Consider the following 24,836-nt stretch of genomic DNA (forward strand, 5'->3'; position numbering starts at 1 on the left):
CATGATCCAAGGTGCACTGCCCTGCAACGTCTGCCAGCAGCCGCTGCCAGAACCGATTTATCGCGCCGCGCCGCAAAGCTCGCTGTCTTCTCTGCGCCGCGCCATGGACGGCACGCTCGAGGTCTTCTGCTGCGCTGCGTGCGGCCATATTCAGACCGCCGAGCTGTGCGACAACGGCAGCTTCTACGACACCGAGTACGACATCCTCGTCAACAGCGAGGAAGAAGACCAGATCTATGCGGTCGAAAACGGCCAGAAGATCTTCCGCGCCGACCACCAGGTCGCCACGTTCCAGGGCAAGCTGGCATTGCAAGGCGCGTTGCATGAGGGCGCGCGCGTAGTCGACTTCGGCTGTGCAAAGAGCGCCACCATGCGCCTGCTCAAGCAGCAGCGCCCCGACGTAAATGTCCATCTGTTCGACATCAGCGACCGCTACGTCGGCTTCTGGGAAAAATTCCTGAGCCCCGAACAATGGGCGACGTACACGATCCCGCCGGCATGGCAGCGTTCGTTCGATGTCGTCAGCTCGTTCTTCTCTCTCGAACACATCCCCGACCTGACGACAGCGCTGCGCAACATTCACGGCCTGCTGCGGGATGGCGGCGTGCTGTACGCGATCGTGCCGAACACGTTCACCAATTCGGTGGATTTTCTGGTGGCGGATCACGTCAACCACTTCACCCACACGTCGCTGCAGACGCTGCTGGCCAACCATGGGTTTGACTTGCTCGAGGCCGACGCGCACAGCCACCGTGGCGCATTCGTCGTGACCGCCGTGCGCCGTCCTGGCGACAGCAAACTCGCGCCGGTGCTCGATGCGCAAGCATTGGCCGACACGCAGAGCGCCGCTCGCAAGCTCGCCCACTTCTGGCAACAGGCCTCCAGCCATCTGACGGACTTTGAAACGCAGCACGGCAGCGCCCCCGCCGTCATTTACGGCGCGGGTTTCTACGGTGCCTACACGGCAAGCAACCTGCAACAGCCGCATGCCCTGCGCGCTTTTGTCGATCAGAACCCGTACCTGCAAGGGTCTTCCCTGGCGGGCAAACCGGTGGTGGCGCTGGACAGCATTCCGGACGAAGTCGAAGTGGTGTACCTGGCCGTGAACCCAGTCATTGCCGATGAAGTGCGGCACACCGTGGAAGCCGCGTATCCGAATCGCTTCCGCTATTTCCGCTTCCAGCCATGATCGCGCGCGGCTCCCTCGTCCTTCGGGAATGGCGCGAGAGCGACATCGCCCAACTGGTGCCGTTGCGCAACGATGTGCCGACGCAGCTGCAACTCATGACGCGTCCGCGGCCCAACTCGGCCGCGAGCGTGCGCGACTGGCTGATCGCAAAATCGAAGCAGAGCGACCTAGTGCTTTTCGTCATTGCCAGCCAGGCAGATGACAGCGTGCTGGGCTACCTGCAGCTGAACCACATCGATGCGGTCAACCGACACGCTTCGCTGGGCATCTGCCTGGCGTCGTCCGCGCAATGCAAGGGCCACGGGCGGGCCGCATGCGAAGCCGCGTTTGCCTACGCCAGCGAAACGCTGTGCCTGCGCAAGATCACGCTGGAAGTGCTGGCCGAAAACACGCGCGCCATCGCGCTGTACGAGAAGCTCGACTTCCGCACCGTCGGCACGTTGGCCGGCCACTACCTGCAAGACAACCGCTGGCACGACGTTGTCCTCATGGAACGGATGCTCGCGTCATGAAAGTCGTGATCACTCAACCAATGCTGTTCCCGTGGGTCGGTCTGCTCGAGCAGATCATGCTGGCCGACGTGCTCGTCAATTACGCTGACGTTCAGTTCTCCAAGGGCAGCTTCACCAACCGCGTGCAGATCAAGGAGCCCGCCGGCACGCGCTGGATGACGGTGCCGCTGGAGAAGTTCCACCTCGGTGCGCGCATCGACGAAGTCAAACCCGCCACCAACGTCGACTGGCGAGCGCAGCATCTGCGCATGCTGGAGCAGGCCTACGAGGCCGCGCCGCATGCAAGCGACATGCTGGCGCTCGTGCGCTCCGTGTACGAAGCCGACTACACCAACATGGGTGCGCTGGCACTGGCGTCCATGCGGGCGGTGTGCCGTTACCTGGGCATCGAGCTGGACCGCAAGTTTGTCGACGCGCCGGAGCTGGACATTCCCGGGCGCAACACCGACCGCGTGCTCGCCATCGTGAAGAAGCTGCAAGGCGACACCTACATCACCGGACACGGCGCCAAGAACTACCTGGCCCACGAAGATTTCGAGCAGCAAGGCGTTGCCGTCGAATACATGAACTACGCCATGCGGCCGTATCCGCAATTGCATGGCGCGTTCACCCCGTTTGTCAGCAGCCTGGACCTGATTGCCAATCATGGCCCGGCCGGCAAGCAGTACATGTGCCCTCAGACCCTCCACTGGCGCGAGTTCATCCAATGAGTGAAATCGAAGCAATCCAACCCGAAGCGCCGCAAGACGTGGCGCCTGTGAAGCAGGCCGAGGCCATCCAGCAGGTTGCGCTGAGCGTCTGCATCCCGACCTACAACCGCGCCCGCTATCTCGAGAATCTGCTTGCAGAACTCGTCTCGCAGACTGGCGAGCTGAAGTTCAGCTACGAATTGCTGATCGGCGACAACTGCTCGACGGATGCCACCGAAGAAGTCGTGGGCCGCTACCAGGACAAGCTGAACATCCGGTATTTCCGGCGCCCATCGAACCTCGGTTCCGACAGAAACCTGAGTGAGCTGTACCGCTCTGCACAGGGCAAGTACGTTCTCTATCATGCCGACGACGATCTGCCGATCCTTGCAGAGATCAACAACAACATCGATATCCTGGAACGCAATCCGGGCGTGGGTGTTGTCTTCGCGCCGTGGTTCATCCACGACCTGCCGACGCGGCAAGACCTGACCGCCTTCTACCGTCAGGACGACAACTACCTGATCGAGCAGCACGACTACGCCAAGCTGCTGGCGCTGGTGCTGTCGCACCACCTGTTTCCGGAGATCTACATCGCGCGCCGCGAGGTGATGAACAACCTCTATTTCAGCGCGCCGGAGCATGCCTTCTACGCCTTCGTGCATGCGGCGGAAATGCTCGGCTCCAGCGCGGTGTACTTCAGCAAGACACCGTTCTATCGCTCGGTCTCGCGCTACTTTGCCGACGAGACGCGCGCCCAGGCCGGCAACGAACAAGTGAAGTTCGCGTGGGACCGCTATCGCGGCGGTCTGGAATACCTGTTCGGCAAGTTCTGTCACACGCTACCCGCAGCCGAGCGGCCGGAGTGGCTGAATGCCGTCAACCAGTTCATCCTGCTGCGCATGAAGGTGGCGCTACGCCTGCGCACCCAGGAGGGCGGCGACTGGATCAACAACTACTACATCGCCAACCGCGTCCGCGCGCTGGGCGAAGTGGCGGACTTGCCCGCGCCGTATGACCTGTACCGCGTCAATGCCGCGTTCGAATACGTGACCAAGCTCGACCCATTCCAGCCCCAGCCGCCCAAGTACGCCACCCTGCGCCGCGCGCCACTGCAGGTCTTTCATCACGCGCAAGCCTTTGCCGACACCGAGTTTCTGGTGCTCGACGACGATGCCGCCATTCCCCATCACACCGTCATCGTCACGCCGATTCCGATGGAGATTGCGGTGCCTGCCGGCCGTGAAGTCCGCTTCGTCTCGGAACTCGAAACACTCGCCAAATTTCCCTGAGTCACTGGTCACGCCCACATGGATCTTTCCAACGCCCATTCCGTCGTCTCGCTGATGAACAGCGTGCTGGCACCGACAAGCGCCGTCGGCGGCAGCACCGCCAGCGGCGAGGCCGGCAAACCCAGTGTCGACTTCGGCTCCGTGCTCAAGTCGTCGCTCGACCGTGTCGACGCTTCCCAGCAGAAGGCCGAATCGATCTCCCGCAGCTTTGAAATGGGCAATAACGATGTCGACCTGCACGACGTGATGCTCTCGCTGCAGAAGGCCAACATCGACATGCAGACGGCCGTGCAGGTGCGCAACAAGCTCGTCTCGGCCTACCAAAGCATCATGAGCATGTCGATCTGACATCACGCTGCACCCCCTTTTCCACGTGGCGGAGAGGGGTTTCCAGTCCTCCTTGCCATTTATATTGTGTTCAATATAATTGTGTCATCGATTTTGGATCGATCTCCCGGCCGACATGTCGCCGACCGGGCTTCCCAATAAGAGGACCCGACCATGAAAACGCTCTACCAGACCCAAGTCACCGCGGAAGGCGGCCGTGCCGGCCATGTTCGTAGCGCCGATGGCACGCTGGATCTGCCCCTCTCGCTACCGCGCGAACTCGGTGGCGCAGGCGGTGCAGCTACGAATCCCGAGCAGCTGTTTGCCGCAGGTTATGCGGCCTGCTTCGAAAATGCAGTGCTGCATGTGGCACGTGCCAAGCAGATCAAACTGGCGTCGACCTCGGTCACGGCCACGGTCGGCATCGGCCCGCGGGAAGACGGCGGCTTTGCATTGACGGTGTCGCTGGCGGCCACCCTGGGCGGCGTCGATCAGGCGACCGCTGAAGCGCTTGTGGCTGCGGCACATGGCGTGTGCCCCTATTCGCATGCCGTCCGTGGCAATATTGACGTCCAATTGAACACGGTCACGCGCTGAGCCTCTTGCTCCGCCCTGTTGGGCCGAAGCGGCACTCGCCGCTCGAGCGCCAGACCGTCTCCCCGGGAGTTTTCCGTGAACGACGTGCTGGCGCTCGATCAGCAGCTCTGCTTTCCTTTGTATGCCGCCGGCCACTTGCTGACGCGCCTCTACCGCCCGCTACTCGACGAGCTGGGGCTGACCTATCCCCAGTACCTGGTGATGCTGGCGTGCTGGCAGCAGGCGCCATGTGCGGTCGGCGACCTCGGCCGCCGTCTGTACCTCGACACGGGCACGCTGACGCCCCTGCTCAAGCGCCTCGAAGAACAAGGCCTCGTCACGCGCACGCGCGATCCTGATGATCAGCGCCGCGTCGTCATCGAATTGACCGACGCCGGCCGTGCACTGCGCGAACGCGCGTCCAAAGTGCCTGAAGCTCTTGCCTGCAAGATTCCGCTGGAATTGGACGAAATTGGCGCCACGCGCGACGTGCTGCGCAAGCTGCTCGACGCTCTGGCCACAGCGGACGACCGCGAATGAGCGCACCGTCTGCTTCCGCCGATCTGGCGCTGGTTGTCATCGCACGCAATGAAGCCGACAGCATTGCGCGCTGCCTGCTCAGCGCCAAGCCGTTTGTCGACCGCATGGTGGTACTCGATACGGGCTCGACAGACGACACCGCCGCCATTGCGCAGTCATGCGGCGCGCTCGTCAGCCACATGACCTGGACGAACGATTTCTCGGCAGCGCGCAACACCGCACTGCAGGCCGCCAATGCCGACTGGAACCTTATCCTCGACGCTGACGAATGGCTCGAAAGCGGCGGCGAGCATCTGCGCACGCTCAGCGGTGCGGCCCCGTCCGTCGGCGTGGTGTGCGTCAAGAACGATACCGATGCAACCGAATCCGCCAGCCAGTTGATAGCGTGGATTCCGCGACTGCTGCCGCGTGGCGTGCACTACACGGGGCGGATCCATGAGCAGCCGGTGTCGTCCTTGCCGGCGACGCGCGTGCCGGTCGTGGTGCGCCACGACGGCTATACCGCGGCCAAGATGCAGAAGAAAGGCGAGCGCAATACCCAACTGCTGCTGGATGAACTCGCGCATCGGCCGGATGACCCGTATGTGCTGTATCAGCTCGGCAAGGAAACCGAGCTGCATCATGAAGACTATGCAAAGGCCGTGAACTACTACGCGCGCGCCTTCAGCCTGGCGCCCGCAGATGCGCCGTACCGCCGTAACCTGGCGCTGCGTTATGTGTACAGCCTGGGCAAGGCCGACCGCGTTGACGAGGCACTGGCGCAAGGCGATGTCGCCATCCAGACGTGGCCCGACTTTCCGGATCTGTGTTTTGCGCTGGGATTGGTCTTGCTGGATGCGGCGGCCAAGCACCCTGACGAGGCAGGCGTGCGGTGGCTACCGTTGGCGGAGCAGGTCTTCAACCGCTGCCTGGAAATCGGCGATCAGCCGGAGATGGACGGCAGCGTCGTCGGCCGGGGCAGCTTCCTGGCAGCCCAGCAACTGGCGATCGCGTACCAGATGCAGAGCCAAGCGCTCGCACGCAAGTCCGAGCACTATCTGACGCTGTCAAAACAGCTGCAGGACGCGTCGTCTCAATAACGCGCCATGCTGCCGTAAGCGTTGCTGGCGTTGGTGGCACGGCGTGCCGTGTCGATGCGCTTCTGCAGGCGGTCCAGGCGCGGATACACCATGGCGCGCACGCGTGCGTCATCTTCCAGAATGCGCACGAGCAGCGTGCGCTTGCGCTCTACATCGGCACGCGAGAGCTGCGGATGCGGTTCGGAACGGCGCAGCGCATCCACATAGGCGGCGCTTTCGCGTTCCAGCGTACTGACGACTTCCCAGTTACCCACTTCGGCCGCGCTGACCATTTCAGCGGTCAGACTTGCGATGGCTTCGTAGCAGGCGAACCGACTTTCGCTGTCCTTGATCGGGATGTTGCGGTGCATATTGGCTCCAGTTGGGCCGAATTCAGTCAAAGGTCGCTTTACTACAAACGACGTGCAATCAGCTCACAACGCTGAGGTGGCTGTTTGCCGCAGCAGCACCCGGTTGGCCGGCTTGGCCGATGGCGAGCCACGCATCCTGCAGCGGGACCAGCAAAGCATCCACCTCCGCGAGGATCGTCAGATCGTTGTTCGCGTTCGCCAACAGCAGCCGGCGCAGCATGTAGTCGTACAGATTGTTCAGTTGCACGGCAATCTCGCCGCCGCGCTGGTGATCCAGGCTGGCCTGCAGCCCCTGGCCGATGATCGAGATGGCCTTGTCGAACGCCCGCACCTTGGCCAGCACGTCGCCGCGCTGCATGGCGGCACTGGCCAGGTTGATGGCGGCCCGCGCGCCTTCAAACAGCATGGCGATCAGGCGGTGCGGATTGGCGTCTACCACGGACGTCTCGATGCCGACTTGCGCATAGGCACCGATGGCACGGCGTGCAGCGTACATGGAAATGGTCCTCGCTGTAGTCTGTTTTGTTTTGGGTTGTGCTCTAAACCTAAACCCGGCTTAGTTGTTGCTCGAAGTTTGCTTTGTAATGGCCGCAAGCTGCGTCGTCAGGTAATTGCTGGTGTTCGTCATGCTGGCCACCGCGGAGGACAACGCATTGAATTGCGTGTAGTACAGCGCTTGCTTGTTATCCAGGCGCGTCTGCATGGCGGTGATCTGGCTGGCAAGCGAAGTCAGCGAACTGTTGATCGAGTCGGTCTCGTTCTGCAACATGCCGCTGGACGACAGCAGGTTGTTCATCACCGTGTTGAGTTGGGCAGCGTAACCGCGCTGCACCGTAACCGTGCCGCGAGCGCCCAGCGGGCCGCCTGCAATCTGCACGCTCAGGCCATCCGTGGCGGAACCCGCAATCCCATACAGGCTCTGACCCGAGCCGGTCGCGGCCGCACCGTTGATGGTGCCCTGCACGTCCACACCATTGGTCGACGTCGGGCTCGCGCCGAAGAGCGACGAAGCCCCCGCGCCCGATACCGAGACCGCCGACACCGAGCCAAACTGGCTATCGGTAATGCTCAGCACGCCGCCGGCATTGGCCGACACCGATGCGTTGACCTTGGCGTTCTGCAGCGCGGTCGAAGCGTTGATCTGACTTTGAATCTGTGTGGCCAGCGTCGCGGCCGTGTAGCTGCCGGCCGCCAACGTCACGTTGACGGACACCCCGCTGATGTTGAACGCGAGCGTGTCGTTCACACCTGCCGTGATGGTCGTGTTGGCGGCGGCCGACCCTGTGAGCGTGCCCTGCGTGGCCAACTGCGTCACGTTGATGGCGTAGCTGCCGGCCTGCGTGGAATCGGAGAACGTCGGCACGCTGACGAGGGAGTCGGTGGCCGTGCCGGTACCGGCAAACAAACCGGCAACCTGGCTGGGCGACTTTGCAATGGCAGCCGACAGCTTGGTGTTGTCCACCGACAGCGTGCCGTCGGAGTTCATCGTCACGCCCACGCTGCCGAGCGACTGGTAGTTGCCGTTGCCGACCGCCTGGCCCAGCACGTCGGTAATCTGGTTGATGAGCGTCTTGGTACTCACATCGCCAGCCAGCGGGCCGTTGTTGGCCTTGTTGGCGGTATCGATGTTGGTGAGCCCGTTCAGTTGCGTACGCAGCGCGTTGTAGCCGTTCACGAAGTTGGTGACAGCCGTGGTGGTGGCGGTCGGATCGTTCGCCACCGTCACGTTGGTGCTGCCCGTCTTGGACAGCGTGAACGACGTGCCATCCACCACGTTCGACAACGTGTTGGTCGGGCTTTGCACGGCAATGCCGTTGATGGTGGCCAGGGCATTCTGGCCCGTGGTCACCTCGGTCAGGTTCTGTGTGCCGGCCGGATCTTGCGAGAGCAGCGATTGCAGCGTCGAGTCGCCCGACACCGAAATCTTCATCTCCGAGCTGGAACCGCCCGCAGTGGACGTCAGCACCAGACGGTAAGGGCTGCCGCTGCCATCGTTCACGATGCTGGCCGAAACACCCAGGTTGGCCGAGTTGATTGCATCGCGGATGCCCGCCAGCGTGTTGTTGGACGAGTTGATCGTGATCGAGCCACCCGCCAGGTTGCCGTTTTGCGTGAACGTCGAGCCGGTGTACTTGCCGCCGGAAAGCGAGCCCCCCGACACCGTGCCGAACGAGAACGAAATCGTGGTCGATGCGCCGCTGCCGATGGCGGTGGTGGTGGAAGCTTGCCCCTGCGCCGCCAGCACCTGCGATTGCGCAAGCTGCGTGACATTGACCGCGTAGGAACCTGCAGGCGCCGAGCCCGTCACCGACGCGCTCAGCATCGAGGTGTCGTAGCCGCTGGCCTTCATGGCGCTGTAGTTCGACGCGCTGGTCAGGCTCGACAGCGCGGTCTGGAAGGTCGACAGCGCACTCTTGAGCGACCCCACAGCCGACAGCTGCGTCTGGTACGAGCTTTGCTGCGTCTGCAACTGCGTCAGCGGCTGGCTCTCCACCTTCATGAGGCTGGTCACCAGCGAATTGACGTCGATGCTCGTCCCGATACCGGGAATGGAGATCGGCGGTACGTAGTTGCTGGTCGAGGAGGAGGTAGTGGTAGTCGCCATGATCGGGTCCGATAAGCATCTGCGCCGGCGGAAGTCTCTCTACACAACGGCACTGGCTGCCGCTTCTTTAGGGCCGGTTATGCAGGCGCCACCCACGAAGAAGTGGGGTATCCGACAAAAGAAAAAAGGCCGACGCCCCGAGGAGCGCCGGCCCTTGGCCCAACCGCCAGGCGGCTGGACTGCATTCAACTGCCTGATTAGCCCTTCAGCAGGCTCAGAATGCTGTTCGGTGCCGAGTTGGCTTGCGCCAGCATCGCCGTACCCGCTTGCTGCAGGATGTTCTGACGCGTCATGTTCGACGTTTCCGACGCATAGTCCGTATCGATCAAGGACGACTTGGCTGCCGACAGCGCAGTGTTGTTCGACGTCAGCGTGTTGATCGTCGAGGTCAGACCGCTTTGCTGAGCACCCAGGTTGGCGCGAGCCGCCTTCAGGTTGGTCAGGTCGGTGTCGATGGCTGCCTGTGCGGCGGTCGCGTTGGCGGTCGAGGTCACGCTCGTGCCGGTCAGCGTGCCGAAGCTCGCCAGGTTGGCGTTAGTGACCGTGGTCACATCGGTCGACGCATTCTGGCCGTATTGGAACGTCGTGGACGTGACCGAACCGTCGAACAGCTTGTTGCCGTTGTAGTTCGCGTTGGTCTCGATGTTCTTGTTGGCGGTGGCCAGCTTCTGGTATTCCTTGTCCAGGTTGGCCTGGTCGGTGGTCGACAGACCGCCGTTGTTGGCTTCCACAGCCAGTTGGCGCATACGTTGCAGGTTGTTTTCAACCTGGCCCAGGTACGAGTCGGCCGTTTGCAGATACGACATCGCCTGGTTGGAGTTCTGGATACCTTGCGTTTGCGAGTTCAGCGTGGTGGTCAGGCTGGAGGCCACAGCATAAGCAGCGGCGTCGTCCTTGGCGCTGTTCACGCGCAGGCCGGTCGACAGACGTTCCAGCGAGGTCTGCAGGGCATCCTTCGATGCCGACAGTGCTTGCTGCGTTTGCAGGGACGAGATGTTGGTATTAAGGCTGAGGGACATGACGGCTCCTAAGTTTCCCGATGGTTTGTTGCCCGTGTTTGCTAATTCCGGCTAGGCCGGGCAACGTGACCTGCAACTTGAAGGGGATCAGGTCTGCGTTGTACTCAGGTTATCGGTGGCCTCTGAGGAAAGTTTAGGGTCGCCTTGACAAATTTGTGCGTCGGCGGCGGTTTGGGCTTGCGGCCGCCTGACTTGCGACACCCCTCCAAAAGAGGCGGTGCGCCTGCTTCTTGGCCGGCAGGCCCTCGGCTATACTCGTTCGATCAGTTCATAGGCGCCTGCATCTCTCTATATAGAGCGCCACATACGGCACAGATGGGGAGTTGCAAGCCCGCCGGACGGCCCAAGGCCTGCCGGCGGAAAGAAGAGCTCGAAGCGAGCCCGCGTTTGACCCGCAACACCCACCATGCTCAATGTCCTGATCGTCGAACCGCACGATATTGCCCGTGTCGGCCTGCGCCAGATCCTCAAGGATTCACGACTGGCCCGCCAGATCGAAGCCGTGCCGGACCTGCGCGATGCCAACAACGACCTCCTCGCCCAGCGCGAGTGGGACGTCATGCTCTTCTCGGTGGAATCGGCCACCGGAGACGAATTCCAGACCATCAAGACCGTGCGTCAACAGCACGCCCGCCTGGCTGTCCTGGCGCTGGGTCGGCACCCTGAAGCGCTGCTGGCCGTGCGGGCCCTCAAGGCGGGCGCCGCCGGCTATCTGCCGATGGACGCGAGCCAGCCGCAGCTTCTGGCCGCTGTCAACGCCATCTCCAAGGGCAAGAAATACTTGCCTTCGGACCTTGTGGAAGTCCTGGCCGACAACCTGAATGTCGACTGGGACAAGCCCCGCCACGACATCCTGTCCGACCGCGAATTCCAGACCCTGCGCATGCTCGGCTCCGGCCGCACGCTGGGCGAGATTGCCGAGGCACTGCAGATCAGTGTCAAGACAGTGAGCGTCTATCGGGGGCGCGTGCTCTCGAAGATGAAGCTGCGCAACAACGCCGAGCTGACCATGTACGTGGTCAGCAACAGCTTGCAGATCTGAGCACGCTATGAGAACCGCGGGACACGCTCGCCGTAACGGCGGGCGTTCTCGCGCACGAGGTCCTGCACCGCTGCCGGCTCCAGCGGCCGCGTCAGCAGATAGCCCTGAAACTCGTCGCAGCCGACTTCGCGCAAGAATTCAAGCTGGCCGAGGGTTTCCACGCCTTCGGCCACGGTCTTCATTCCCATGGCTTGCGCCATCATGATGATGGCCCGCGTGATGGCCGCGCGCTCGACCACGTGCGGCAGGTCTTGCACGAACGACCGGTCGATCTTCAGCGTATCGATCGGGAAGCGGTGCAGATACGACAGCGATGAATATCCGGTACCGAAATCGTCCAGCGCCAGCGATACGCCCATCGCGCGCAGCTCGGTCAGCAGCGCATGCAATGACGGATCGTCGCGAATCAGAATGCCTTCGGTCATCTCCAGCTCGACCGCGTTGCCGGGCAAGCCGCTGGTCAATAGCGCGCCACGCACCATCCCGCTCAACTGCCCGGAACTGAATGCCTGGCCCGACAGGTTGATCGACATGCGCAAGTCCGGCAGCCCGATGCGGCGCCAGCGCGCAAGCTGGTCGCAGGCGGCGCGCAGAATCCAGCGGTCGATCTCGACGATGAGGCCGGTTTCTTCGGCGTCCTGAATGAACTGGCCGGGCATCAAGCGGCCGAAGTCGGCCGAGTTCCAGCGGATGAGCGCTTCCACGCTGACGATACGGCCGCTCCTTACATCCACGCGCGGCTGGTAGTCGGCGTAGAACTCGTTGCGGTCGCCCGCGCGGCGCAGGCCCGATTCAATGCGGAAGCGGCGCGAGACGCGGTCGTCCAGGTCGCTGGTAAAGGTCTGGAAGTTATTGCGCCCACGCTCCTTGGCCAGGTACATGGCGGCGTCGGCCTTGCGCAGCAGCGTGTTCGGATCGTCGCCGTCGTGCGGTGCCACGGCAATCCCGATCGACACGCCCAGATACAGCTCCTGCCCCTCAATATGGAAGGGCGCGCTGATGGCCGAGAGGATGCGCTCGGCCACGCGCCGCGTGCCCAGGCCATCGAGCGCCTCGAGCATGACGACAAATTCGTCGCCACCCAGGCGCGCGACGGTGTCGGCTTCACGTGCGCAGGCCTGCAGGCGGGCCGCCACTTCGCGGAGCAGCATGTCGCCAAACTGGTGGCCCAGCGTGTCGTTGACGTTCTTGAAACGATCCAGGTCCAGAAACATGACCGAGACGCGTGACTGGTTGCGGCGCGCAAGCGCCAGCGCGTGCTCCAGCCGGTCTTCCAGCGCAGAGCGGTTCAGCAGCCCGGTCAACGTGTCGTGCGTAGCGAGATGTCGGATGCGCTGCTGCGCTTCGCGGATCTGCGTGATGTCGACCAGCGACACCAGCACCGAATAGGGCGTGGCGCCGGCTTCCGAGGCGCGCGCCGAGGCCGTCATCGAATGGCCGCCATCGGCAAACAGTGGCGTCCAGTTGCTGGAAACCCACACCGTGCGGCCATCTACGCAGTGCATTCCGAAAATCTGGTTCAACTGCGGCTGGCCCTCGGCGATCACGTCCTGATCGGGCCAGTCCGCCTCGTGGATGGAGGCGTCGAATTCGTCCACGGCAGAGGTGACCACCGTGGGCAGCAGGCGCCCCACCAGCGCTTCCACCGGCAAACCCAGCAGCCGCGCGGCGCTCGGGTTGGCATAGGTGACGCGGCGATCCGCCCCGCACACGAGGATGCCCTCCGTCAGCGCATTGACCATCGACAGCAGGTCCAGCTTCGGGCAGAAGCCCGGCAGTGCGCCGCGTGCAGGACAGTCAGCCGGCAAGCCATCGGCATCGACGTGCGCAAGGTCAACACGGGTGGGAAAGGGCAAGGAATTCAAGGCGGCTTCCGGCAAGGCAACGCAGATATGCAGGGCCGGAACGTACCGGCGCCTTCCCTTATTACAACGGCAGGCGCGGGCAAATCTTTCGGGCCAGCGTCACTTTTCGGCATGCCCCTGCACCGGCGGGGACGGAGTGCACTGCGGCAGGCCTCATCGCCCCAAAAAGTGACTCTTTATTTACTTATGGCGCGAACTACAGGCGACACCGTCCACCGCAAACGCCCGAGATAAGCGGGATTGACCGCGTTTCTTGCTGGAATGAGCTGGACAGAGGTGGGGAAGAATGCCATCCGAGAACCCGACTCTGTACGTTGCGTTGTTTTACGGTGTCTTGCGCGACGCGAGCCGGGAAAGCCCACCCCCCCTTAGTCCCCGAGTGATCCCCATGGCTGAAGCTGCTGCCACTACCGCCCCCGCCCCCGCAAAGGGCGGCTCCACCAAGCTGCTGCTGATCATCCTGATCGTGCTCCTGCTCGTCGGCATGGGCGGCGGCGCCGCCTGGTTCTTCCTCGGAGGCGGCACTCACGCCGCGTCCGGCCCCGCCGCACCGCCCAAGCCGAAAGAGCCGGTGTTCGTGCCGATGGAAACGCTGACCGTCAATCTGCAGCCCGAAGAGGGCAACGACCGTTATCTGCAGATCGGCATCACGTTCAAGAGCTTCGACAAGCATGCCGAAGAACAGATCAAGACCTACACGCCGGAACTGCGCAGCAAGGTCCTGATGCTGCTGGCCAGCAAGACGCCCACCGAGCTGTATCCGGCAGATGGCAAGGTCAAGCTGGCCAAGGAAATCGTTGAACTGTGCGAACACGTCTTCAAGGCTGTCGGCAAGGAATCGCCGGTTGCAGATGTCTTGTTCACCAACTTTGTGATCCAGTGACATGCTCAAGGAAGAGTTTCTTTCCCAGGAGGAAATCGACGCGCTCCTGAAGGGCGTGTCCGATGACGCGGACGACGACCCCGTCGAAGCCGCCGACCCCTCGGGCATACGCTCGTACAACCTGGGCTCGCAGGAGCGCATCGTCCGTGGGCGCATGCCCACGCTCGAAATCATCAACGAGCGGTTCGCGCGCAACTGGCGCATCGGGCTGTTCAACTTCATGCGGCGCAACGCGGAGATCTCCGTCGGGCCGGTGAAGGTGCAGAAGTACAGCGAGTTCATCCGCAACCTGGTGGTGCCGACTTCGCTCAACCTCGTGCACGTCAAGCCGCTGCGCGGCACGGCGCTGTTCGTGTTCGACCCCAATCTGATCTTCCTGGTGGTCGACAACCTGTTCGGCGGCGATGGCCGCTTCCACATGCGCGTGGAAGGCCGCGACTTTACCGACGTCGAGCAGCGCATCATCCAGCGCATGCTGCACCTCGTCTTCGAGCACTACGCCAAGGCGTGGCAGCCGGTCTACCCGATCGATTTCGAATTCCTGCGCATGGAAATGCACACCGAGTTCGCCAACGTGGCCACGCCCAATGAAGTGGTGGTCACCACCAGCTTCAGCATCGAGCTGGGCAGCAACGGCGGCGACGTGCACATCTGCATGCCCTACACAATGATCGAGCCGATCCGCGACCGGCTCACTTCCGCCATCCAGGGCGAAGCGCTGGAAGTGGACAAGCGTTGGCTGCGACTGCTGTCGCAACAGGTGCAGACCGCCGAGGTCGAACTGATTGCCGACCTCGCCACGGCCAAGGTGCAGGTGTCGGACATCCTGAACATGAAGGTGGGCGACGTCATTCCGCTGGAGCTGGATGACTGCGTGACCGCCAAGGTAGACGGCGTGCCCGTCATGGAATGCAACTACGGCACGTTCAACGGCCAATACGCGCTGCGGGTCAACCGCATGCTGAATATGAGCGGCAGCGAGTCTGCCACGGAGTCTGACGATGACAACTGAACCGACCATGAACCCCGAAGCCAACGCCGACGACGTCGATGTCGAGATGACGATGGAAGAGGCCATGGCCCTGGAAGCCGCGCAGCGTGCGGCGGCCAACCCGCCGGCCGCCGAGTCCAGCCCGGTGTTCAAGCCCCTGACGGCCGATGGCCTGGGTGCTGCGCAGCGCAACGACATCGACATGATCCTGGACATCCCCGTGCAGCTGACGGTGGAACTGGGCCGCACCAAGGTGCCCATCAAGAACCTGCTGCAGCTTGCGCAGGGTTCGGTGGTGGAACTCGACGCACTGGCCGGTGAGCCGATGGATGTCCTTGTCAACGGTTACCTGATCGCCCAAGGTGAAGTGGTGGTCGTCAACGAGAAGTTCGGCATCCGCCTGACCGACATCATCACGCCGTCGGAACGCATCCGTAAGTTGAACCGTTAAGCCGCACAAATACGCCGTCACTCGGCACCCTGACAGCAACCAATGCTCCCCCCGGGCAAGGTGTTGAAATGAACCATGCAGTGGATTGGGCCCGCACCCTAGGCGGGCTGTTTGTAGTATTGGCGATGATCGTGGCGGCCGGCTGGCTGCTGCGCCGCCTGCAGCAGCGCGCGGGCATGGGCCCCGCGGGTATGGGCCGGCGCCGCAGCCAGGTGATTACCGTGGTCGCGCAGCAGATGCTGGGCGCGCGCGAGAAGGTTGTCGTCGTCGATGTGGAAGGCACATGGCTCGTGCTGGGCGTCACGCAGCAGCACGTGCAGACGCTCCACACGCTGCCGCGCCCGGCAGAAGCCGCTTCCACCCCGGACGACCCATCCGGCGACGGCACTTCCGGCTCCGGCAAGCCACCCCGCTTTGCCGATGCACTGTCCATCCAGCTCAAGCGTCACCTGACGGGGAAGTCGGAATGAACGTGCGTATCTTCCTCCGTTGCCTGATGGCGTTGGCGCTGCTGGGCGCTGCGCCCGCGGTGTTTGCACAGGCACAACCGGGTCTGCCGCTGCTCACGGGCACCGCCGGCGGCCAGAGCTATTCCCTGCCCGTGCAGACGCTGGTCTTCCTGACGTCGCTCGGGTTTCTGCCGGCCATCATTCTGATGATGAGCAGCTTCACGCGCATCATCATCGTGCTGTCGCTGCTGCGCCATGCGCTCGGCACGCAAACCACGCCGCCCAATCAGGTGCTGATCGGGCTGGCGCTGTTCCTCACGTTTTTCGTCATGTCGCCGGTGCTCGACAAGGTGTACACCGACGCCTACGTGCCGCTGCGCGACAGCAAGATCACCGTCGAGAAGGCCATGGACACGGCCGCCACGCCGCTGCGCCAGTTCATGCTCAAGCAGACGCGCGAGCCCGACCTCGCCCTGTTCGTCAAGATGGGCAACATGCCGGCCATCGCCTCGCCCGAGCAAACGCCCATGCGTGCGCTCATCCCGGCCTTCGTCACGAGCGAGCTGAAAAGCGCGTTCCAGATCGGGTTCGCCATCTTCATCCCGTTCCTGGTGATCGACATCGTGGTGGCGGCCGTGTTGATGTCGATGGGGATGATGATGGTCACGCCATCGATCTTCTCGCTGCCGTTCAAGATCATGCTGTTCGTGCTGGTGGATGGCTGGCACCTGCTGCTGGGCTCCCTGGCCCAGAGCTTTGTGCAATGAGCGCCGATAGGAAACCGACATGACCCCCGAGTACGTTCTCGATATGGCCCGACAGGCCATGCAGGTTGCCATGATGGTGGGCGCGCCGATGTTGCTGGTGTCGCTCGTCGTCGGGCTGCTGGTGGCCGTGTTCCAGGCCGCCACGCAACTCAACGAGCAGACGCTGTCGTTCATCCCCAAGCTGCTGGCCGTGGCAGCCACGATGGTGCTGGCCGGCCCGTGGATCGTCGCCGTGATCGTCGACTACACACGCGGCGTGCTGACCAACATTCCCAACTACGTGAATTGACGTCAGCAAGCTGACGCAGCCGCCCAATCCACGATGATCCAATTCACCGCCACGCAGCTCAACGGCTGGATCGCCATGTACTGGTGGCCGCTGGTGCGCGTGCTGGCGTTCATCGCCATTGCACCGCCGTTTGCCAATACCGAGATCCCGACGTCGATCAAGGTGGCGTTCGGCGTGGTCATCACGGTGGCGCTGGCGCCCATGCTGCCGGTGCCCGCGGGCGTGTCGGTGGGCTCCTATGAAGGGCTGTGGATCACGCTGGTGCAGGTGTTGATCGGGCTGGTACTCGGCTTTTGTGTGCAGCTCGTGTTTTCCGCCATCAGCGGCGCCGGCGAAGTGATGTCGGTGCAAATGGGTCTGGGCTTTGCATCCCTGCTCGACCCGACGCAGACCGAGAGCAGCATGCTGCTTGGCCGCTTCCTCAGCCTCACGGCCGTCACCGCGTTCATTGCCGGCGACGGCCATCTCGTGCTCCTGCACGCCCTGTTTGACAGCTTCACCGCCCTGCCCGTCTCGGCGGCGCCGCTGGGCAACCCTGGCTGGCAGACGCTGGCCGGCGGCGGCACGATCGTCTTTGCGCTGGCCCTGCGCATCGCCCTGCCCATCATCGCGATCATGATGATCGTCAACCTCGGCTTTGCCGTGCTCTCGCGCACGGCGCAGGCGCTCAACCCGTTTGCCGTGGGCATCGCCGCCACGCTGGTGGTGGGGCTGATGCTCGTCATGGTGATGATGACGTCGCTGGCGCCGGTGGTGGAACGGTCGGTGATGGATGCGCTGGATTTAGGCGGGCGGGCGTTCAGCCAGTTCAGCACCCTGCCTCGATAGGCAGCGCGCGCAGCCGCAGCACTGCCGGCCCCGCGTGCGATGATCGCGGTATTCCGCCGACCGATCTTCAAGGGAGTCTCACCACATGAGCCGCCGCGTTCTTGTGACGGGTGCCAGCCGCGGCATTGGCCGCGCCATCGTCTACCAACTGGCCTCCGACGGGTTTGACGTGTCCGTGCATTGCCGCAGCGGCCGTGCCGAGGCCGAAGCCATCGTCGCAGACATCCATGCAAACCATGGCAGCGCCCGCGTGCTGCAGTTCGACGTGCGCGACCGCGCTGCCTGTCGCACCCAGCTCGACGCCGACGTTGAAGCCCACGGCGCCTACTACGGCATCGTCCTGTGTGCAGGCGTCACGCGCGACGCCGCCTTCCCTGCCCTGACCGACGAAGACTGGGACATCGTCCTCGAGACCGGGCTGGATGGCTTCTACAACGTCGTCCACCCGCTCACCATGCCGATGGTGCGCGCACGCAAGGGCGGGCGGATCGTCACCATCGCGTCCGTGTCCGGCGTGATGGGAAATCGCGGGCAGGTCAACTACAGCGCTGCCAAGGCGGGGCTGATCGGTGCGACCAAGGCACTGGCCGTCGAGCTTGCATCGCGCAAGATCACCGTCAACTGTGTTGCGCCCGGGTTGATCGAAACCGACATGCTTGCCCACATGGAACACGTGGACCAAGCCCTGCAGGCCATACCGATGCAACGCGTTGGACAGCCCGCGGAGGTGGCTGCGGTGGTCGGCTTCCTGATGTCCGATGCGGCGTCTTACGTAACGCGGCAGGTGATCGGGGTCAACGGGGGCATGGTGTGATGCGCCGCAAGGCTGCCGCTCTGGGCGCAGAGCCCACGCTCAAGCCTCACTTCGCGCGCTGATTGGCGAGCCGCTTTACGCTGCGGATGCACGTGGTGCTGATCAGGGTGTGGTCGGCGGCATGGGCAATTGCCGGCAACAAACTGCTGCGCTGAGGCGCGCCCGTCTCTACCGGCGGCGCGCCAGCAGATCGTCCACCACCGGCACCACCGCCAGCAGCATCAAAATCGACGCCAGCGGAATCGTAGCGGCATAGCCCAGATGCTTGAAGCCCAACGCGCCCACCACGCCGCCCACAAAGAACATCACGAGCAAGGACGCCAGCAGCCGCAGCTTGGGCCGGTTGGCCACCACAGCGGGCAGATTGTGGTGCCCATGGTTCCAATACAGCGCCTTGCCGATTTCGATGCCGATGTCGGTGGCGAGGCCGGTCACGTGCGTGGTTCGGATCTCCGCCTTCGAGATCTTGGTGATGATGGCGTTCTGCAGCCCCATCAGGAAGCACAGCAATGCCACGGTAGCCGGCACGAACACGACCCGGTATTGTCCGAGCGTTGTGCCCATCAGACCGAAGAGCAGCAGCAGCGCGGCCTCCAGCATGAGCGGCAGCGCAAATTCGCTCTGCGTGCTGCGGCGACGCCCCCAGTTGACGAGTACCGCCGTACAGGCTGCACCGCACAGAAACGCCAGCAGCGAAGCAAAACCCGCGAGCAAGAGCACAACATTGCCCAACACCAGGTCATCGGCCATTGCCGAGACAACGCCGGACATGTGCGAGGTGTATTGCTTGACGGCGAGGAATCCGCCTGCGTTGGCGGCGCCCGCCACGAAGGCCAGTGACTGACCAAGGCGCCGGTTGGCGTCTTCTGAGCGTTCCGGGCTGGTCAGGCGGCGAAGATACTGGATGGGCATGACCAGTCCTGACGGTAGGTGAGCCGACATGATACGCCGCGCTCCCTGCCCGCCCGACTGCGCCGCATCAAGGATTGATGTACTGGAACAGCGACATGCCCTGCATGGCCGTGAAGGTCTTCTGCGCGGCCTGCAGCGACACTTGCTGCTGAGAGAACTGCGAGATGGCAGAAGTGTAGTCCACCGATTGCAGCTTCGAGATCTGTTCCTTCAACTGCTCGCCGTAGTTCGAGCCGCTGCTGTTGAGCGTGGTGAGCTGCGCCTGCTGCGTGCCCACCGTCACCTGCGCCTGCAGGGCCACTTGGTAAGCGTTGTCCAGATTGCCCTGCGCCGTCTGCACGGCCTTTTGCAGGTTAGCGACGTCGGTAGCCTGCGTGGCTGCGTTGATCGGGGTCGACAGCGCCGTGATCAGCTTCTCGTACGTCTTGAAGATGCTCTGATTAGCGTTCGGGTTGGACGCATCCGAGTTGGGGATGCGCACGAACACCGAATCGCCCGCCACCGAATTCGGCATCGAGATGTTCTGGGACACCTGCACCACGGGTGGCTGGCCGCTGCCGACGTATTGCACGGAACCGCCGGTGTTGGTGAACGGATCGGTCGTGCCGTTGGCGCCGCCAAACAGGGCTACGCCCGCGGCATCGCGCTGATTGGCCGTCGACAGCAGTTGCTGGTACTGCTGCTTGACCTGCGCCAGCACACCAACGCGCTGTGACTCCGTCATCAGCGAGGTGTTGGCGCCCACCAAGGTCTGCTTGCCCTGCTGCAGCGTGGTCACCAGGTTGGTCAGCGCCGAAGACACGCTGGTGAGGCGCGCGTCGGTGGTGTCACGGTTGGACTGGTATTGGTCGTTGGCGTCCTGCGTTTGCTGCAGTTGCGCCATCTGACCGAACGCGCTGGGGTTGTCGCCCGCACTGGTGAGCGCGATACCGCTCGCAATCTGCTGCTGCAGCGTAAGCAGGTTCGATTGCGTGTTCTGCATCGAAGCGGAAGACGCGGCAAAGAATTGGGCGCTACTGACTCGCATGATCGGTCCGGACGAAGGGCTTTAGGACGTTATCGGCAGGCGGGGCGTTTTCTTCAGCACTACCCATCAGCCGCCGGCAATCGACAGCAGGCTGCCAAACAGCGAATTGGCCGTCTGCATCACCTTGGCCGAAGCTTGGTAGGCCTGCTGATACTTCATCAGGTTCATCGCCTCTTCATCAAGGCTCACGCCCGACACCGACTGCTGCTGTTGCGTGGAACTGGCCAGCAGCGCCTTCTGCGAGGTCAGGTTGGTGCTGGCGCGGTTAGCCTGCACACCGACCTGGGTGACGAGGTTGTTCCACGCCGAGCCAATCGAAGTCGTGCCGCCGTCCAGCAGGTTGCTGTTGCGCAGCTTGGCCAGCGCGCTGGCGTTGCGGTTGTCGGTGCTGTTGGCGGTATTGGCCGAAATAGCGAATGTGTCACCGTTGCCGGGCGAACCCGACAGCGTCATCTGTACGCCGTTGAACGCGTACGTCGCGCCCTGGGTGTACGGCGCAGTGCCGCCCGCGTACGTGGTCGACGTGCCACCCACCGTGACGGTGACGCTGCCCGGGAATCCCGACAGCGAGCCGCCAACGGCCGAGCTGTAAGTCAGGTTGATGGGCGAGCTGAGCGGCGAGCCGGCATACGTGCTGTCCACGCCCAGCGAAGACACCGTGGCGCTGCCCGTGTTGTTGCTGCCCTGGTTGAGCACCACGGGCGAGGCTGCGGCCACGTTGTGGTAGTCGGTGGTGAGCGTCTGCATGGTGGCGGCCGCGTTGGCAGTCGGGCGCACCAGGAAAGAGTCACCGCTGTTCATCGTGCCCGACAGGTTGAGCGTGACGCCGTCGATCGTGGTCGGCCAGCTCGACACCGTTACGGAGGCGGAGCCGTCCGGATAGTGCGAAACGGTATAGGCGCCGCCCTGGTATTTGACCTGGTAGTCGTAGCCCTGTCCTGCATTGGCGTTGGTGATGCTGGCAGTCAGCGTGCCGCTGCCCGTGTTGTTCGTGCTGGGCGCGACGCTCGGGCTGGCCACGGAGAAGAGATCCGTACCCATCTTGCCGTTGGCATCCATGCCCAGCTTGTTTTGCGCGTTCACGTCGGCCGCCACGGCCGTGGCCAGGCGGCCGAGGCTGTTCTGCGCCGGAATCAGCGTGTTGTTGCGGAAATCCATCAGGCCGCCCAGCGCACCGCCGCCGAGCTGGCTGTCGTCGATGTTGACCGTGCCGCCCGGGCTCTTGTAGCCCACCGACAGTTGCGTCGGGTCGTACTGCGACGGCACCGCCGTCAGCTGGTAGCTCTGGTTGCCCTGCACGAGCGCCTGGCCGTTGCCCACGTAGATGTTGAACTGGCCGTCGCCGGTCTGTACCACGCTGGCCTTGATCGATTGATTGAGCGTCTGCACAAGCTGGTCGCGCTGGTCGCGCAAGTCGTTCGCCGGCTGACCGGTCGACGCTTCCGCCTTGGAAATCTGGTCGTTCAACGAGGCGATCTGCTGCGCGGTGCCATTGACCGCGCTGATCTGCGTCTGCACCTGCGTGTTGACCTGGCTGTTGAGCGAACTCACCTGGCCGGCAATCGAATTGAAGCGGCTTTGCAGGCCCGCAGCAGCGTTCAGGAAGACCTGGCGCGCGGTGGTGTCCGAAGGCTTGGACGCCAGGCCGTCCGCGGCATTGAAAAAGCTCGTGAGCGACGAAGTCAGGCCGCTGTTGCTGTCCGACATGTATTTGCTCAGGCCCGACACCAGGCTGTTGAGCTGATCGGCTGCGCTGGTCGAGGCCTGACCGCTTTGCACCTGCGCGGTCAGAAACTGGTCGTAGATGCGCTTGACGGTCGTGACGTTGGCGCCCTGCCCGAGATAACCCACGCCGGCGTACAGCGGAATGTTCTCCGTCTGTACGGCTTCCTGGCGCGAATAGCCGGGCGTGCTGGCGTTGGCAATGTTGTTGCCGGTCACCTGCAGGTTGATATCGGCCACCCGCAGGCCGGACGCGCCAATATTCAGAAGGGAGCTGCTCATAGTTGTCTCGGTGCGGGCAGCACGAAGCCGCCGAAATAAGCTCTAGAAACAACATCGGCCGGACAAGAACAAACTTGAGCCGGCCGATGCTGCCAAATATGCCTACTAAGTCACTTAAGCGATCTGCTTGAGCACCGCCATGATCTTGTGGGCGTAGTTCGGATCGGTGGCGTAGCCTGCGCGCTGCAAGCCCTTGGCGAACGACGCCGCATCGTTGCCGTTGCCGGCTGCCACGACATTGCTGTAGCGCGGGTTGTTGGCCAGCAGGTTGGCGTAGTCCTTGAACGCCTCGGCGTACGAGCTGTAGGCGCGGAACTTCTCCTGAACCTTGTGGGCGACGCCGCCGATGTATTCGGTGGTGGTCACCGTGGCGGTCTTGCCAGCCCACGAGCCACCGGCCTTGATGCCGAACAGGTTGTGCGTGTTCGTGCCGTCCTTTGCCTTGATCTCGCGGCGGCCCCAGCCCGACTCCAGCGCGGCATGGCCGATCATGAAGTTGGCCGGAATGCCGGTTTCCTGCGCGGCCTGCGATGCGTGGTCGATCAGCTTGTTGTAGAAGCTGCTCATGCGCTCGCCCCGCGGCTCCGATGCCACCGTCGACAGATCGACCTCGGGTGGCGCGCTTGGGCTCTGCGCCTGCGCGTCCGCCTGCTTGCGCAAGGCGGCCAGCGCACGCTGCACGCGTTCTTCCAGGCCCGGGCGGGGCACGGTGCTGATGCCCGAGCCGTCGTCTTCCGTGCCGGGCGCGACGGCTGCGGCCATGCTGTTCAGCGACGAACGGGCGATGGCCTTGGCGGCATCGCTGGTGGCACCGGCGGCCCCTGGCAGCGCGGTATTGGTCGCCGTCGTATTGGACAGCGCAGTATTCACCTTGCCACCCGCATCCGGGTTCACATGGTTGGCCTGACGCAGCATCTGCTTGAGAAGCTGGTCTGCCACGCCCACGCCGCGCGACGCCATGGTCTGCGACAGCTGCTGGTCGAGCATCGACGTGTACATCTTGCTCGAAGACGAATCGAGCGGCCCGTTCTGCGGCGATGCATCGCGCATCTGCTTGAGCATCATGTTCACGAAGATCGCGTCGAACTGCTTGGCGACGGTCTTGGCCGCGCCAGTCGGATCGGTACGCGCCGTTTGCTTGAGCGACTCGAACCCGCGGGAATCGAGCGCCAGGCGGCTGGTGAGGTCGGTTTGGTTCATCGTGGCCTCCGCAGCGTCAGATGATTTCCAGGTCGGCGCGCAGCGCGTTGGCCGCCTTCATCGCCTGCAGGATCGAGATCAGGTCTTGCGGGTTGGCGCCAATCGCGTTGATGGCCTTGACCACATCCGCCAGGTTGGTGCCGCCCTTGACGTTGATGAGGCTGCCGCCTTGCTGCTTGACCTCAATGTTCGAGCGCGCGCCCGCCACCGTCTGTCCTTGCGAGAACGGCGCCGGCTGGCTCACCACCGGCTCCGTGCTGATGGTGACCGACAGGCTGCCGTGCGCGACCGCGCAGGGCTCGAGCTTGACGAGCTGGTTCATCACCACCGAGCCTGTGCGGGCGTTGACCACCACGCGTGCCGCAGCCAGCGCCGGCGTGACGTCAATATTCTGCAGCTTGGCCAGAAAGCCCACGCGGTCCGACGCCAGGGCCGGTGCGCGCACGTTGATCGTGCGGCCGTCGGCGGCTTGCGCCGTATCCGTGCCGAACTGCTTGTTGATGGCGGTCACGATGTTCTGCACGGTGCCGAAATCCGTCGTGCCCGTATCGAGCTGGATGCTGCCCGCCTCGCCCACCGTGGCCTGCACGGCACGCTCCACCGTCGCGCCGTTGGCGATACGGCCCGCGCCGAGCTGGTTGATCTGCACCTTGCTGCCATTGGCCGATGCGCCTGCACCGCCAATCACCACGTTGCCCTGTGCCAATGCGTAGAGCTGGCCGTCCACGCCCTTGAGCGGCGTGAGCAGCAGCGTGCCGCCGCGCAGGCTCTTGGCGTTACCGATGGACGACACCGTCACATCGATCGTCTGGCCCGGCCGCACGAAGGCGGGCAGCGTGGCCGTCACCACCACGGCGGCGGTGTTCTTGAGCTGGATGCTGGCGCCGGCAGGCACATTGATGCCGAACTGCGTGAGCATGTTGTTGAAGCTCTGGACCGTGAACGGCGTCTGCGTGGTCTGGTCGCCGCTACCGTCCAGGCCGACGACAAGGCCGTAGCCGATCAGCGCGTTGTCGCGCACGCCGGCAACGGTGGTCAGATCCTTGATGCGGTCGGCGTGTGCCGTGGTCGGAACCACCGCCGAAATTGCGCTCAGTGCCACCAGGGCTGCGCCGATGATGCGATGCAAAGTCATG

27 protein-coding genes are annotated in these 24,836 nt (G+C 63.5%); 17 read left to right on the top strand and 10 right to left on the bottom strand.

The features are described from left to right. The first annotated feature begins 1 nt into the window (after position 1). From N5B55_RS22200 to N5B55_RS22235, 8 genes are all read left to right on the top strand, one after another. The gene (locus N5B55_RS22200) at positions 2-1,189 is read left to right on the top strand and encodes a class I SAM-dependent methyltransferase (protein WP_154209330.1); all 1,188 of its coding nucleotides are present in this window, start codon (positions 2-4) and stop codon (positions 1,187-1,189) included. Next, on the top strand, positions 1,186-1,701 hold the full coding sequence (locus N5B55_RS22205) for a GNAT family N-acetyltransferase (RefSeq protein WP_116575097.1): 516 nt from the start codon (positions 1,186-1,188) through the stop codon (positions 1,699-1,701). Before N5B55_RS22200 ends, N5B55_RS22205 begins: the two co-directional genes overlap by 4 nt. After that, positions 1,698-2,411, top strand: coding sequence for a WbqC family protein (locus tag N5B55_RS22210; protein WP_116575096.1), 714 nt, complete (start codon positions 1,698-1,700; stop codon positions 2,409-2,411). Before N5B55_RS22205 ends, N5B55_RS22210 begins: the two co-directional genes overlap by 4 nt. Further along, positions 2,408-3,682: a glycosyltransferase family 2 protein gene (locus tag N5B55_RS22215; RefSeq protein ID WP_304540099.1), complete on the top strand. Its 1,275-nt coding sequence runs from the start codon at positions 2,408-2,410 to the stop codon at positions 3,680-3,682. Before N5B55_RS22210 ends, N5B55_RS22215 begins: the two co-directional genes overlap by 4 nt. Before the next feature lie 18 nt (positions 3,683-3,700). Beyond that, on the top strand, positions 3,701-4,030 hold the full coding sequence (gene fliE, locus N5B55_RS22220; protein WP_009239989.1) for a flagellar hook-basal body complex protein FliE: 330 nt from the start codon (positions 3,701-3,703) through the stop codon (positions 4,028-4,030). 153 nt (positions 4,031-4,183) lie between these two features. Then, positions 4,184-4,606 (top strand): organic hydroperoxide resistance protein, encoded by a 423-nt coding sequence (locus N5B55_RS22225; protein WP_065855853.1) that lies wholly within the window; start codon positions 4,184-4,186, stop codon positions 4,604-4,606. A gap of 75 nt (positions 4,607-4,681) precedes the next feature. Beyond that, complete coding sequence (locus N5B55_RS22230) at positions 4,682-5,125, top strand: MarR family winged helix-turn-helix transcriptional regulator (protein ID WP_065855855.1); 444 nt, start codon at positions 4,682-4,684, stop codon at positions 5,123-5,125. Continuing rightward, positions 5,122-6,204 (top strand): glycosyltransferase family 2 protein, encoded by a 1,083-nt coding sequence (locus N5B55_RS22235; protein WP_304540100.1) that lies wholly within the window; start codon positions 5,122-5,124, stop codon positions 6,202-6,204. Before N5B55_RS22230 ends, N5B55_RS22235 begins: the two co-directional genes overlap by 4 nt. Here N5B55_RS22235 and N5B55_RS22240 read toward each other — a convergent pair. The 4 genes from N5B55_RS22240 to N5B55_RS22255 form a co-directional block, all read right to left on the bottom strand. After that, positions 6,198-6,554: a flagellar protein FliT gene (locus tag N5B55_RS22240; RefSeq protein ID WP_304540101.1), complete on the bottom strand. Its 357-nt coding sequence runs from the start codon at positions 6,552-6,554 to the stop codon at positions 6,198-6,200. The genes N5B55_RS22235 and N5B55_RS22240 overlap by 7 nt on opposite strands. Before the next feature lie 58 nt (positions 6,555-6,612). After that, positions 6,613-7,050 (bottom strand): flagellar export chaperone FliS, encoded by a 438-nt coding sequence (gene fliS / locus N5B55_RS22245; RefSeq protein WP_065855861.1) that lies wholly within the window; start codon positions 7,048-7,050, stop codon positions 6,613-6,615. 60 nt (positions 7,051-7,110) lie between these two features. Beyond that, complete coding sequence (gene fliD / locus N5B55_RS22250; RefSeq protein ID WP_304540102.1) at positions 7,111-9,159, bottom strand: flagellar filament capping protein FliD; 2,049 nt, start codon at positions 9,157-9,159, stop codon at positions 7,111-7,113. 197 nt (positions 9,160-9,356) lie between these two features. Continuing rightward, positions 9,357-10,178 carry a flagellin N-terminal helical domain-containing protein gene (locus N5B55_RS22255; protein WP_304540103.1) on the bottom strand — a complete coding sequence of 274 codons (822 nt, stop codon included), beginning with the start codon at positions 10,176-10,178 and terminating at the stop codon, positions 9,357-9,359. Between the two features lie 406 nt (positions 10,179-10,584). On the opposite strand from N5B55_RS22255, the gene N5B55_RS22260 reads away from it, so the two are divergent. Then, positions 10,585-11,220 (top strand): LuxR C-terminal-related transcriptional regulator, encoded by a 636-nt coding sequence (locus N5B55_RS22260; protein ID WP_009239997.1) that lies wholly within the window; start codon positions 10,585-10,587, stop codon positions 11,218-11,220. Positions 11,221-11,225: 5 nt separating this feature from the next. On the opposite strand, the gene N5B55_RS22265 is transcribed toward N5B55_RS22260, so the two are convergent. Further along, positions 11,226-12,962: a putative bifunctional diguanylate cyclase/phosphodiesterase gene (locus N5B55_RS22265; protein WP_178962316.1), complete on the bottom strand. Its 1,737-nt coding sequence runs from the start codon at positions 12,960-12,962 to the stop codon at positions 11,226-11,228. A gap of 511 nt (positions 12,963-13,473) precedes the next feature. Here N5B55_RS22265 and fliL point away from each other — a divergent pair. The 8 genes from fliL to N5B55_RS22305 all read left to right on the top strand — a co-directional run bounded on the left by fliL (position 13,474) and on the right by N5B55_RS22305 (position 18,557). Continuing rightward, a complete protein-coding gene (gene fliL / locus N5B55_RS22270) occupies positions 13,474-13,968 on the top strand; it encodes a flagellar basal body-associated protein FliL (protein ID WP_178961317.1) in 495 nt (164 codons plus the stop codon). Position 13,969: 1 nt separating this feature from the next. After that, positions 13,970-14,980, top strand: a complete 1,011-nt coding sequence (gene fliM, locus N5B55_RS22275) for a flagellar motor switch protein FliM (RefSeq protein WP_065855869.1) — start codon at positions 13,970-13,972, stop codon at positions 14,978-14,980. Continuing rightward, positions 14,970-15,410, top strand: a complete 441-nt coding sequence (gene fliN, locus N5B55_RS22280; protein WP_304540104.1) for a flagellar motor switch protein FliN — start codon at positions 14,970-14,972, stop codon at positions 15,408-15,410. The genes fliM and fliN overlap by 11 nt, the downstream gene beginning before the upstream one ends. A gap of 68 nt (positions 15,411-15,478) precedes the next feature. Further along, a complete protein-coding gene (gene fliO / locus N5B55_RS22285) occupies positions 15,479-15,880 on the top strand; it encodes a flagellar biosynthetic protein FliO (protein WP_178961318.1) in 402 nt (133 codons plus the stop codon). Further along, positions 15,877-16,626 carry a flagellar type III secretion system pore protein FliP gene (gene fliP, locus N5B55_RS22290; RefSeq protein WP_304540105.1) on the top strand — a complete coding sequence of 250 codons (750 nt, stop codon included), beginning with the start codon at positions 15,877-15,879 and terminating at the stop codon, positions 16,624-16,626. Before fliO ends, fliP begins: the two co-directional genes overlap by 4 nt. Before the next feature lie 19 nt (positions 16,627-16,645). After that, a complete protein-coding gene (gene fliQ / locus N5B55_RS22295; protein WP_004631435.1) occupies positions 16,646-16,915 on the top strand; it encodes a flagellar biosynthesis protein FliQ in 270 nt (89 codons plus the stop codon). 33 nt (positions 16,916-16,948) lie between these two features. Further along, a complete protein-coding gene (gene fliR, locus N5B55_RS22300) occupies positions 16,949-17,743 on the top strand; it encodes a flagellar biosynthetic protein FliR (RefSeq protein WP_009240002.1) in 795 nt (264 codons plus the stop codon). Positions 17,744-17,828: 85 nt separating this feature from the next. Continuing rightward, positions 17,829-18,557 carry a 3-ketoacyl-ACP reductase FabG2 gene (locus N5B55_RS22305; protein ID WP_304540106.1) on the top strand — a complete coding sequence of 243 codons (729 nt, stop codon included), beginning with the start codon at positions 17,829-17,831 and terminating at the stop codon, positions 18,555-18,557. A 168-nt stretch (positions 18,558-18,725) separates the two neighbouring features. Here the strand turns inward: N5B55_RS22305 and N5B55_RS22310 are convergent, their stop codons facing one another. The 5 genes from N5B55_RS22310 to N5B55_RS22330 all read right to left on the bottom strand — a co-directional run bounded on the left by N5B55_RS22310 (position 18,726) and on the right by N5B55_RS22330 (position 24,835). Next, on the bottom strand, positions 18,726-19,469 hold the full coding sequence (locus N5B55_RS22310; protein WP_178961320.1) for a YoaK family protein: 744 nt from the start codon (positions 19,467-19,469) through the stop codon (positions 18,726-18,728). Between the two features lie 67 nt (positions 19,470-19,536). Next, positions 19,537-20,496: a flagellar hook-associated protein FlgL gene (flgL, locus tag N5B55_RS22315; RefSeq protein WP_065855900.1), complete on the bottom strand. Its 960-nt coding sequence runs from the start codon at positions 20,494-20,496 to the stop codon at positions 19,537-19,539. 66 nt (positions 20,497-20,562) lie between these two features. Then, positions 20,563-22,500 (bottom strand): flagellar hook-associated protein FlgK, encoded by a 1,938-nt coding sequence (gene flgK, locus N5B55_RS22320; RefSeq protein ID WP_304540107.1) that lies wholly within the window; start codon positions 22,498-22,500, stop codon positions 20,563-20,565. Between the two features lie 114 nt (positions 22,501-22,614). Then, a complete protein-coding gene (gene flgJ / locus N5B55_RS22325) occupies positions 22,615-23,700 on the bottom strand; it encodes a flagellar assembly peptidoglycan hydrolase FlgJ (protein ID WP_009240007.1) in 1,086 nt (361 codons plus the stop codon). A 16-nt stretch (positions 23,701-23,716) separates the two neighbouring features. Further along, on the bottom strand, positions 23,717-24,835 hold the full coding sequence (locus tag N5B55_RS22330) for a flagellar basal body P-ring protein FlgI (RefSeq protein WP_178961322.1): 1,119 nt from the start codon (positions 24,833-24,835) through the stop codon (positions 23,717-23,719). Position 24,836 lies beyond the last annotated feature (1 nt).

Source organism: Ralstonia pickettii (assembly GCF_030582395.1).
GTDB classification, from domain to species: Bacteria; Pseudomonadota; Gammaproteobacteria; order Burkholderiales; family Burkholderiaceae; genus Ralstonia; species Ralstonia pickettii_D.

What these genes read in the sequence shown, in the direction of transcription:
- fliR (WP_009240002.1), top strand. Translation starts at nt 16,949, where the DNA reads ATGATCCAATTCACCGCCACGCAGCTCAACGGCTGGATCGCCATGTAC.
- N5B55_RS22330 (WP_178961322.1), bottom strand. Translation starts at nt 24,835, where the DNA reads ATGACTTTGCATCGCATCATCGGCGCAGCCCTGGTGGCACTGAGCGCA.
- fliE (WP_009239989.1), top strand. Translation starts at nt 3,701, where the DNA reads ATGGATCTTTCCAACGCCCATTCCGTCGTCTCGCTGATGAACAGCGTG.
- N5B55_RS22205 (WP_116575097.1), top strand. Translation starts at nt 1,186, where the DNA reads ATGATCGCGCGCGGCTCCCTCGTCCTTCGGGAATGGCGCGAGAGCGAC.
- N5B55_RS22200 (WP_154209330.1), top strand. Translation starts at nt 2, where the DNA reads ATGATCCAAGGTGCACTGCCCTGCAACGTCTGCCAGCAGCCGCTGCCA.
- N5B55_RS22240 (WP_304540101.1), bottom strand. Translation starts at nt 6,554, where the DNA reads ATGCACCGCAACATCCCGATCAAGGACAGCGAAAGTCGGTTCGCCTGC.
- fliM (WP_065855869.1), top strand. Translation starts at nt 13,970, where the DNA reads ATGCTCAAGGAAGAGTTTCTTTCCCAGGAGGAAATCGACGCGCTCCTG.
- N5B55_RS22255 (WP_304540103.1), bottom strand. Translation starts at nt 10,178, where the DNA reads ATGTCCCTCAGCCTTAATACCAACATCTCGTCCCTGCAAACGCAGCAA.
- fliS (WP_065855861.1), bottom strand. Translation starts at nt 7,050, where the DNA reads ATGTACGCTGCACGCCGTGCCATCGGTGCCTATGCGCAAGTCGGCATC.
- N5B55_RS22305 (WP_304540106.1), top strand. Translation starts at nt 17,829, where the DNA reads ATGAGCCGCCGCGTTCTTGTGACGGGTGCCAGCCGCGGCATTGGCCGC.
- N5B55_RS22310 (WP_178961320.1), bottom strand. Translation starts at nt 19,469, where the DNA reads ATGCCCATCCAGTATCTTCGCCGCCTGACCAGCCCGGAACGCTCAGAA.
- fliD (WP_304540102.1), bottom strand. Translation starts at nt 9,159, where the DNA reads ATGGCGACTACCACTACCTCCTCCTCGACCAGCAACTACGTACCGCCG.
- N5B55_RS22260 (WP_009239997.1), top strand. Translation starts at nt 10,585, where the DNA reads ATGCTCAATGTCCTGATCGTCGAACCGCACGATATTGCCCGTGTCGGC.
- flgL (WP_065855900.1), bottom strand. Translation starts at nt 20,496, where the DNA reads ATGCGAGTCAGTAGCGCCCAATTCTTTGCCGCGTCTTCCGCTTCGATG.
- fliL (WP_178961317.1), top strand. Translation starts at nt 13,474, where the DNA reads ATGGCTGAAGCTGCTGCCACTACCGCCCCCGCCCCCGCAAAGGGCGGC.
- fliP (WP_304540105.1), top strand. Translation starts at nt 15,877, where the DNA reads ATGAACGTGCGTATCTTCCTCCGTTGCCTGATGGCGTTGGCGCTGCTG.
- N5B55_RS22210 (WP_116575096.1), top strand. Translation starts at nt 1,698, where the DNA reads ATGAAAGTCGTGATCACTCAACCAATGCTGTTCCCGTGGGTCGGTCTG.
- fliQ (WP_004631435.1), top strand. Translation starts at nt 16,646, where the DNA reads ATGACCCCCGAGTACGTTCTCGATATGGCCCGACAGGCCATGCAGGTT.
- N5B55_RS22235 (WP_304540100.1), top strand. Translation starts at nt 5,122, where the DNA reads ATGAGCGCACCGTCTGCTTCCGCCGATCTGGCGCTGGTTGTCATCGCA.
- N5B55_RS22215 (WP_304540099.1), top strand. Translation starts at nt 2,408, where the DNA reads ATGAGTGAAATCGAAGCAATCCAACCCGAAGCGCCGCAAGACGTGGCG.
- fliO (WP_178961318.1), top strand. Translation starts at nt 15,479, where the DNA reads ATGAACCATGCAGTGGATTGGGCCCGCACCCTAGGCGGGCTGTTTGTA.
- N5B55_RS22265 (WP_178962316.1), bottom strand. Translation starts at nt 12,962, where the DNA reads ATGGTCAATGCGCTGACGGAGGGCATCCTCGTGTGCGGGGCGGATCGC.
- N5B55_RS22225 (WP_065855853.1), top strand. Translation starts at nt 4,184, where the DNA reads ATGAAAACGCTCTACCAGACCCAAGTCACCGCGGAAGGCGGCCGTGCC.
- flgK (WP_304540107.1), bottom strand. Translation starts at nt 22,500, where the DNA reads ATGAGCAGCTCCCTTCTGAATATTGGCGCGTCCGGCCTGCGGGTGGCC.
- fliN (WP_304540104.1), top strand. Translation starts at nt 14,970, where the DNA reads ATGACAACTGAACCGACCATGAACCCCGAAGCCAACGCCGACGACGTC.
- flgJ (WP_009240007.1), bottom strand. Translation starts at nt 23,700, where the DNA reads ATGAACCAAACCGACCTCACCAGCCGCCTGGCGCTCGATTCCCGCGGG.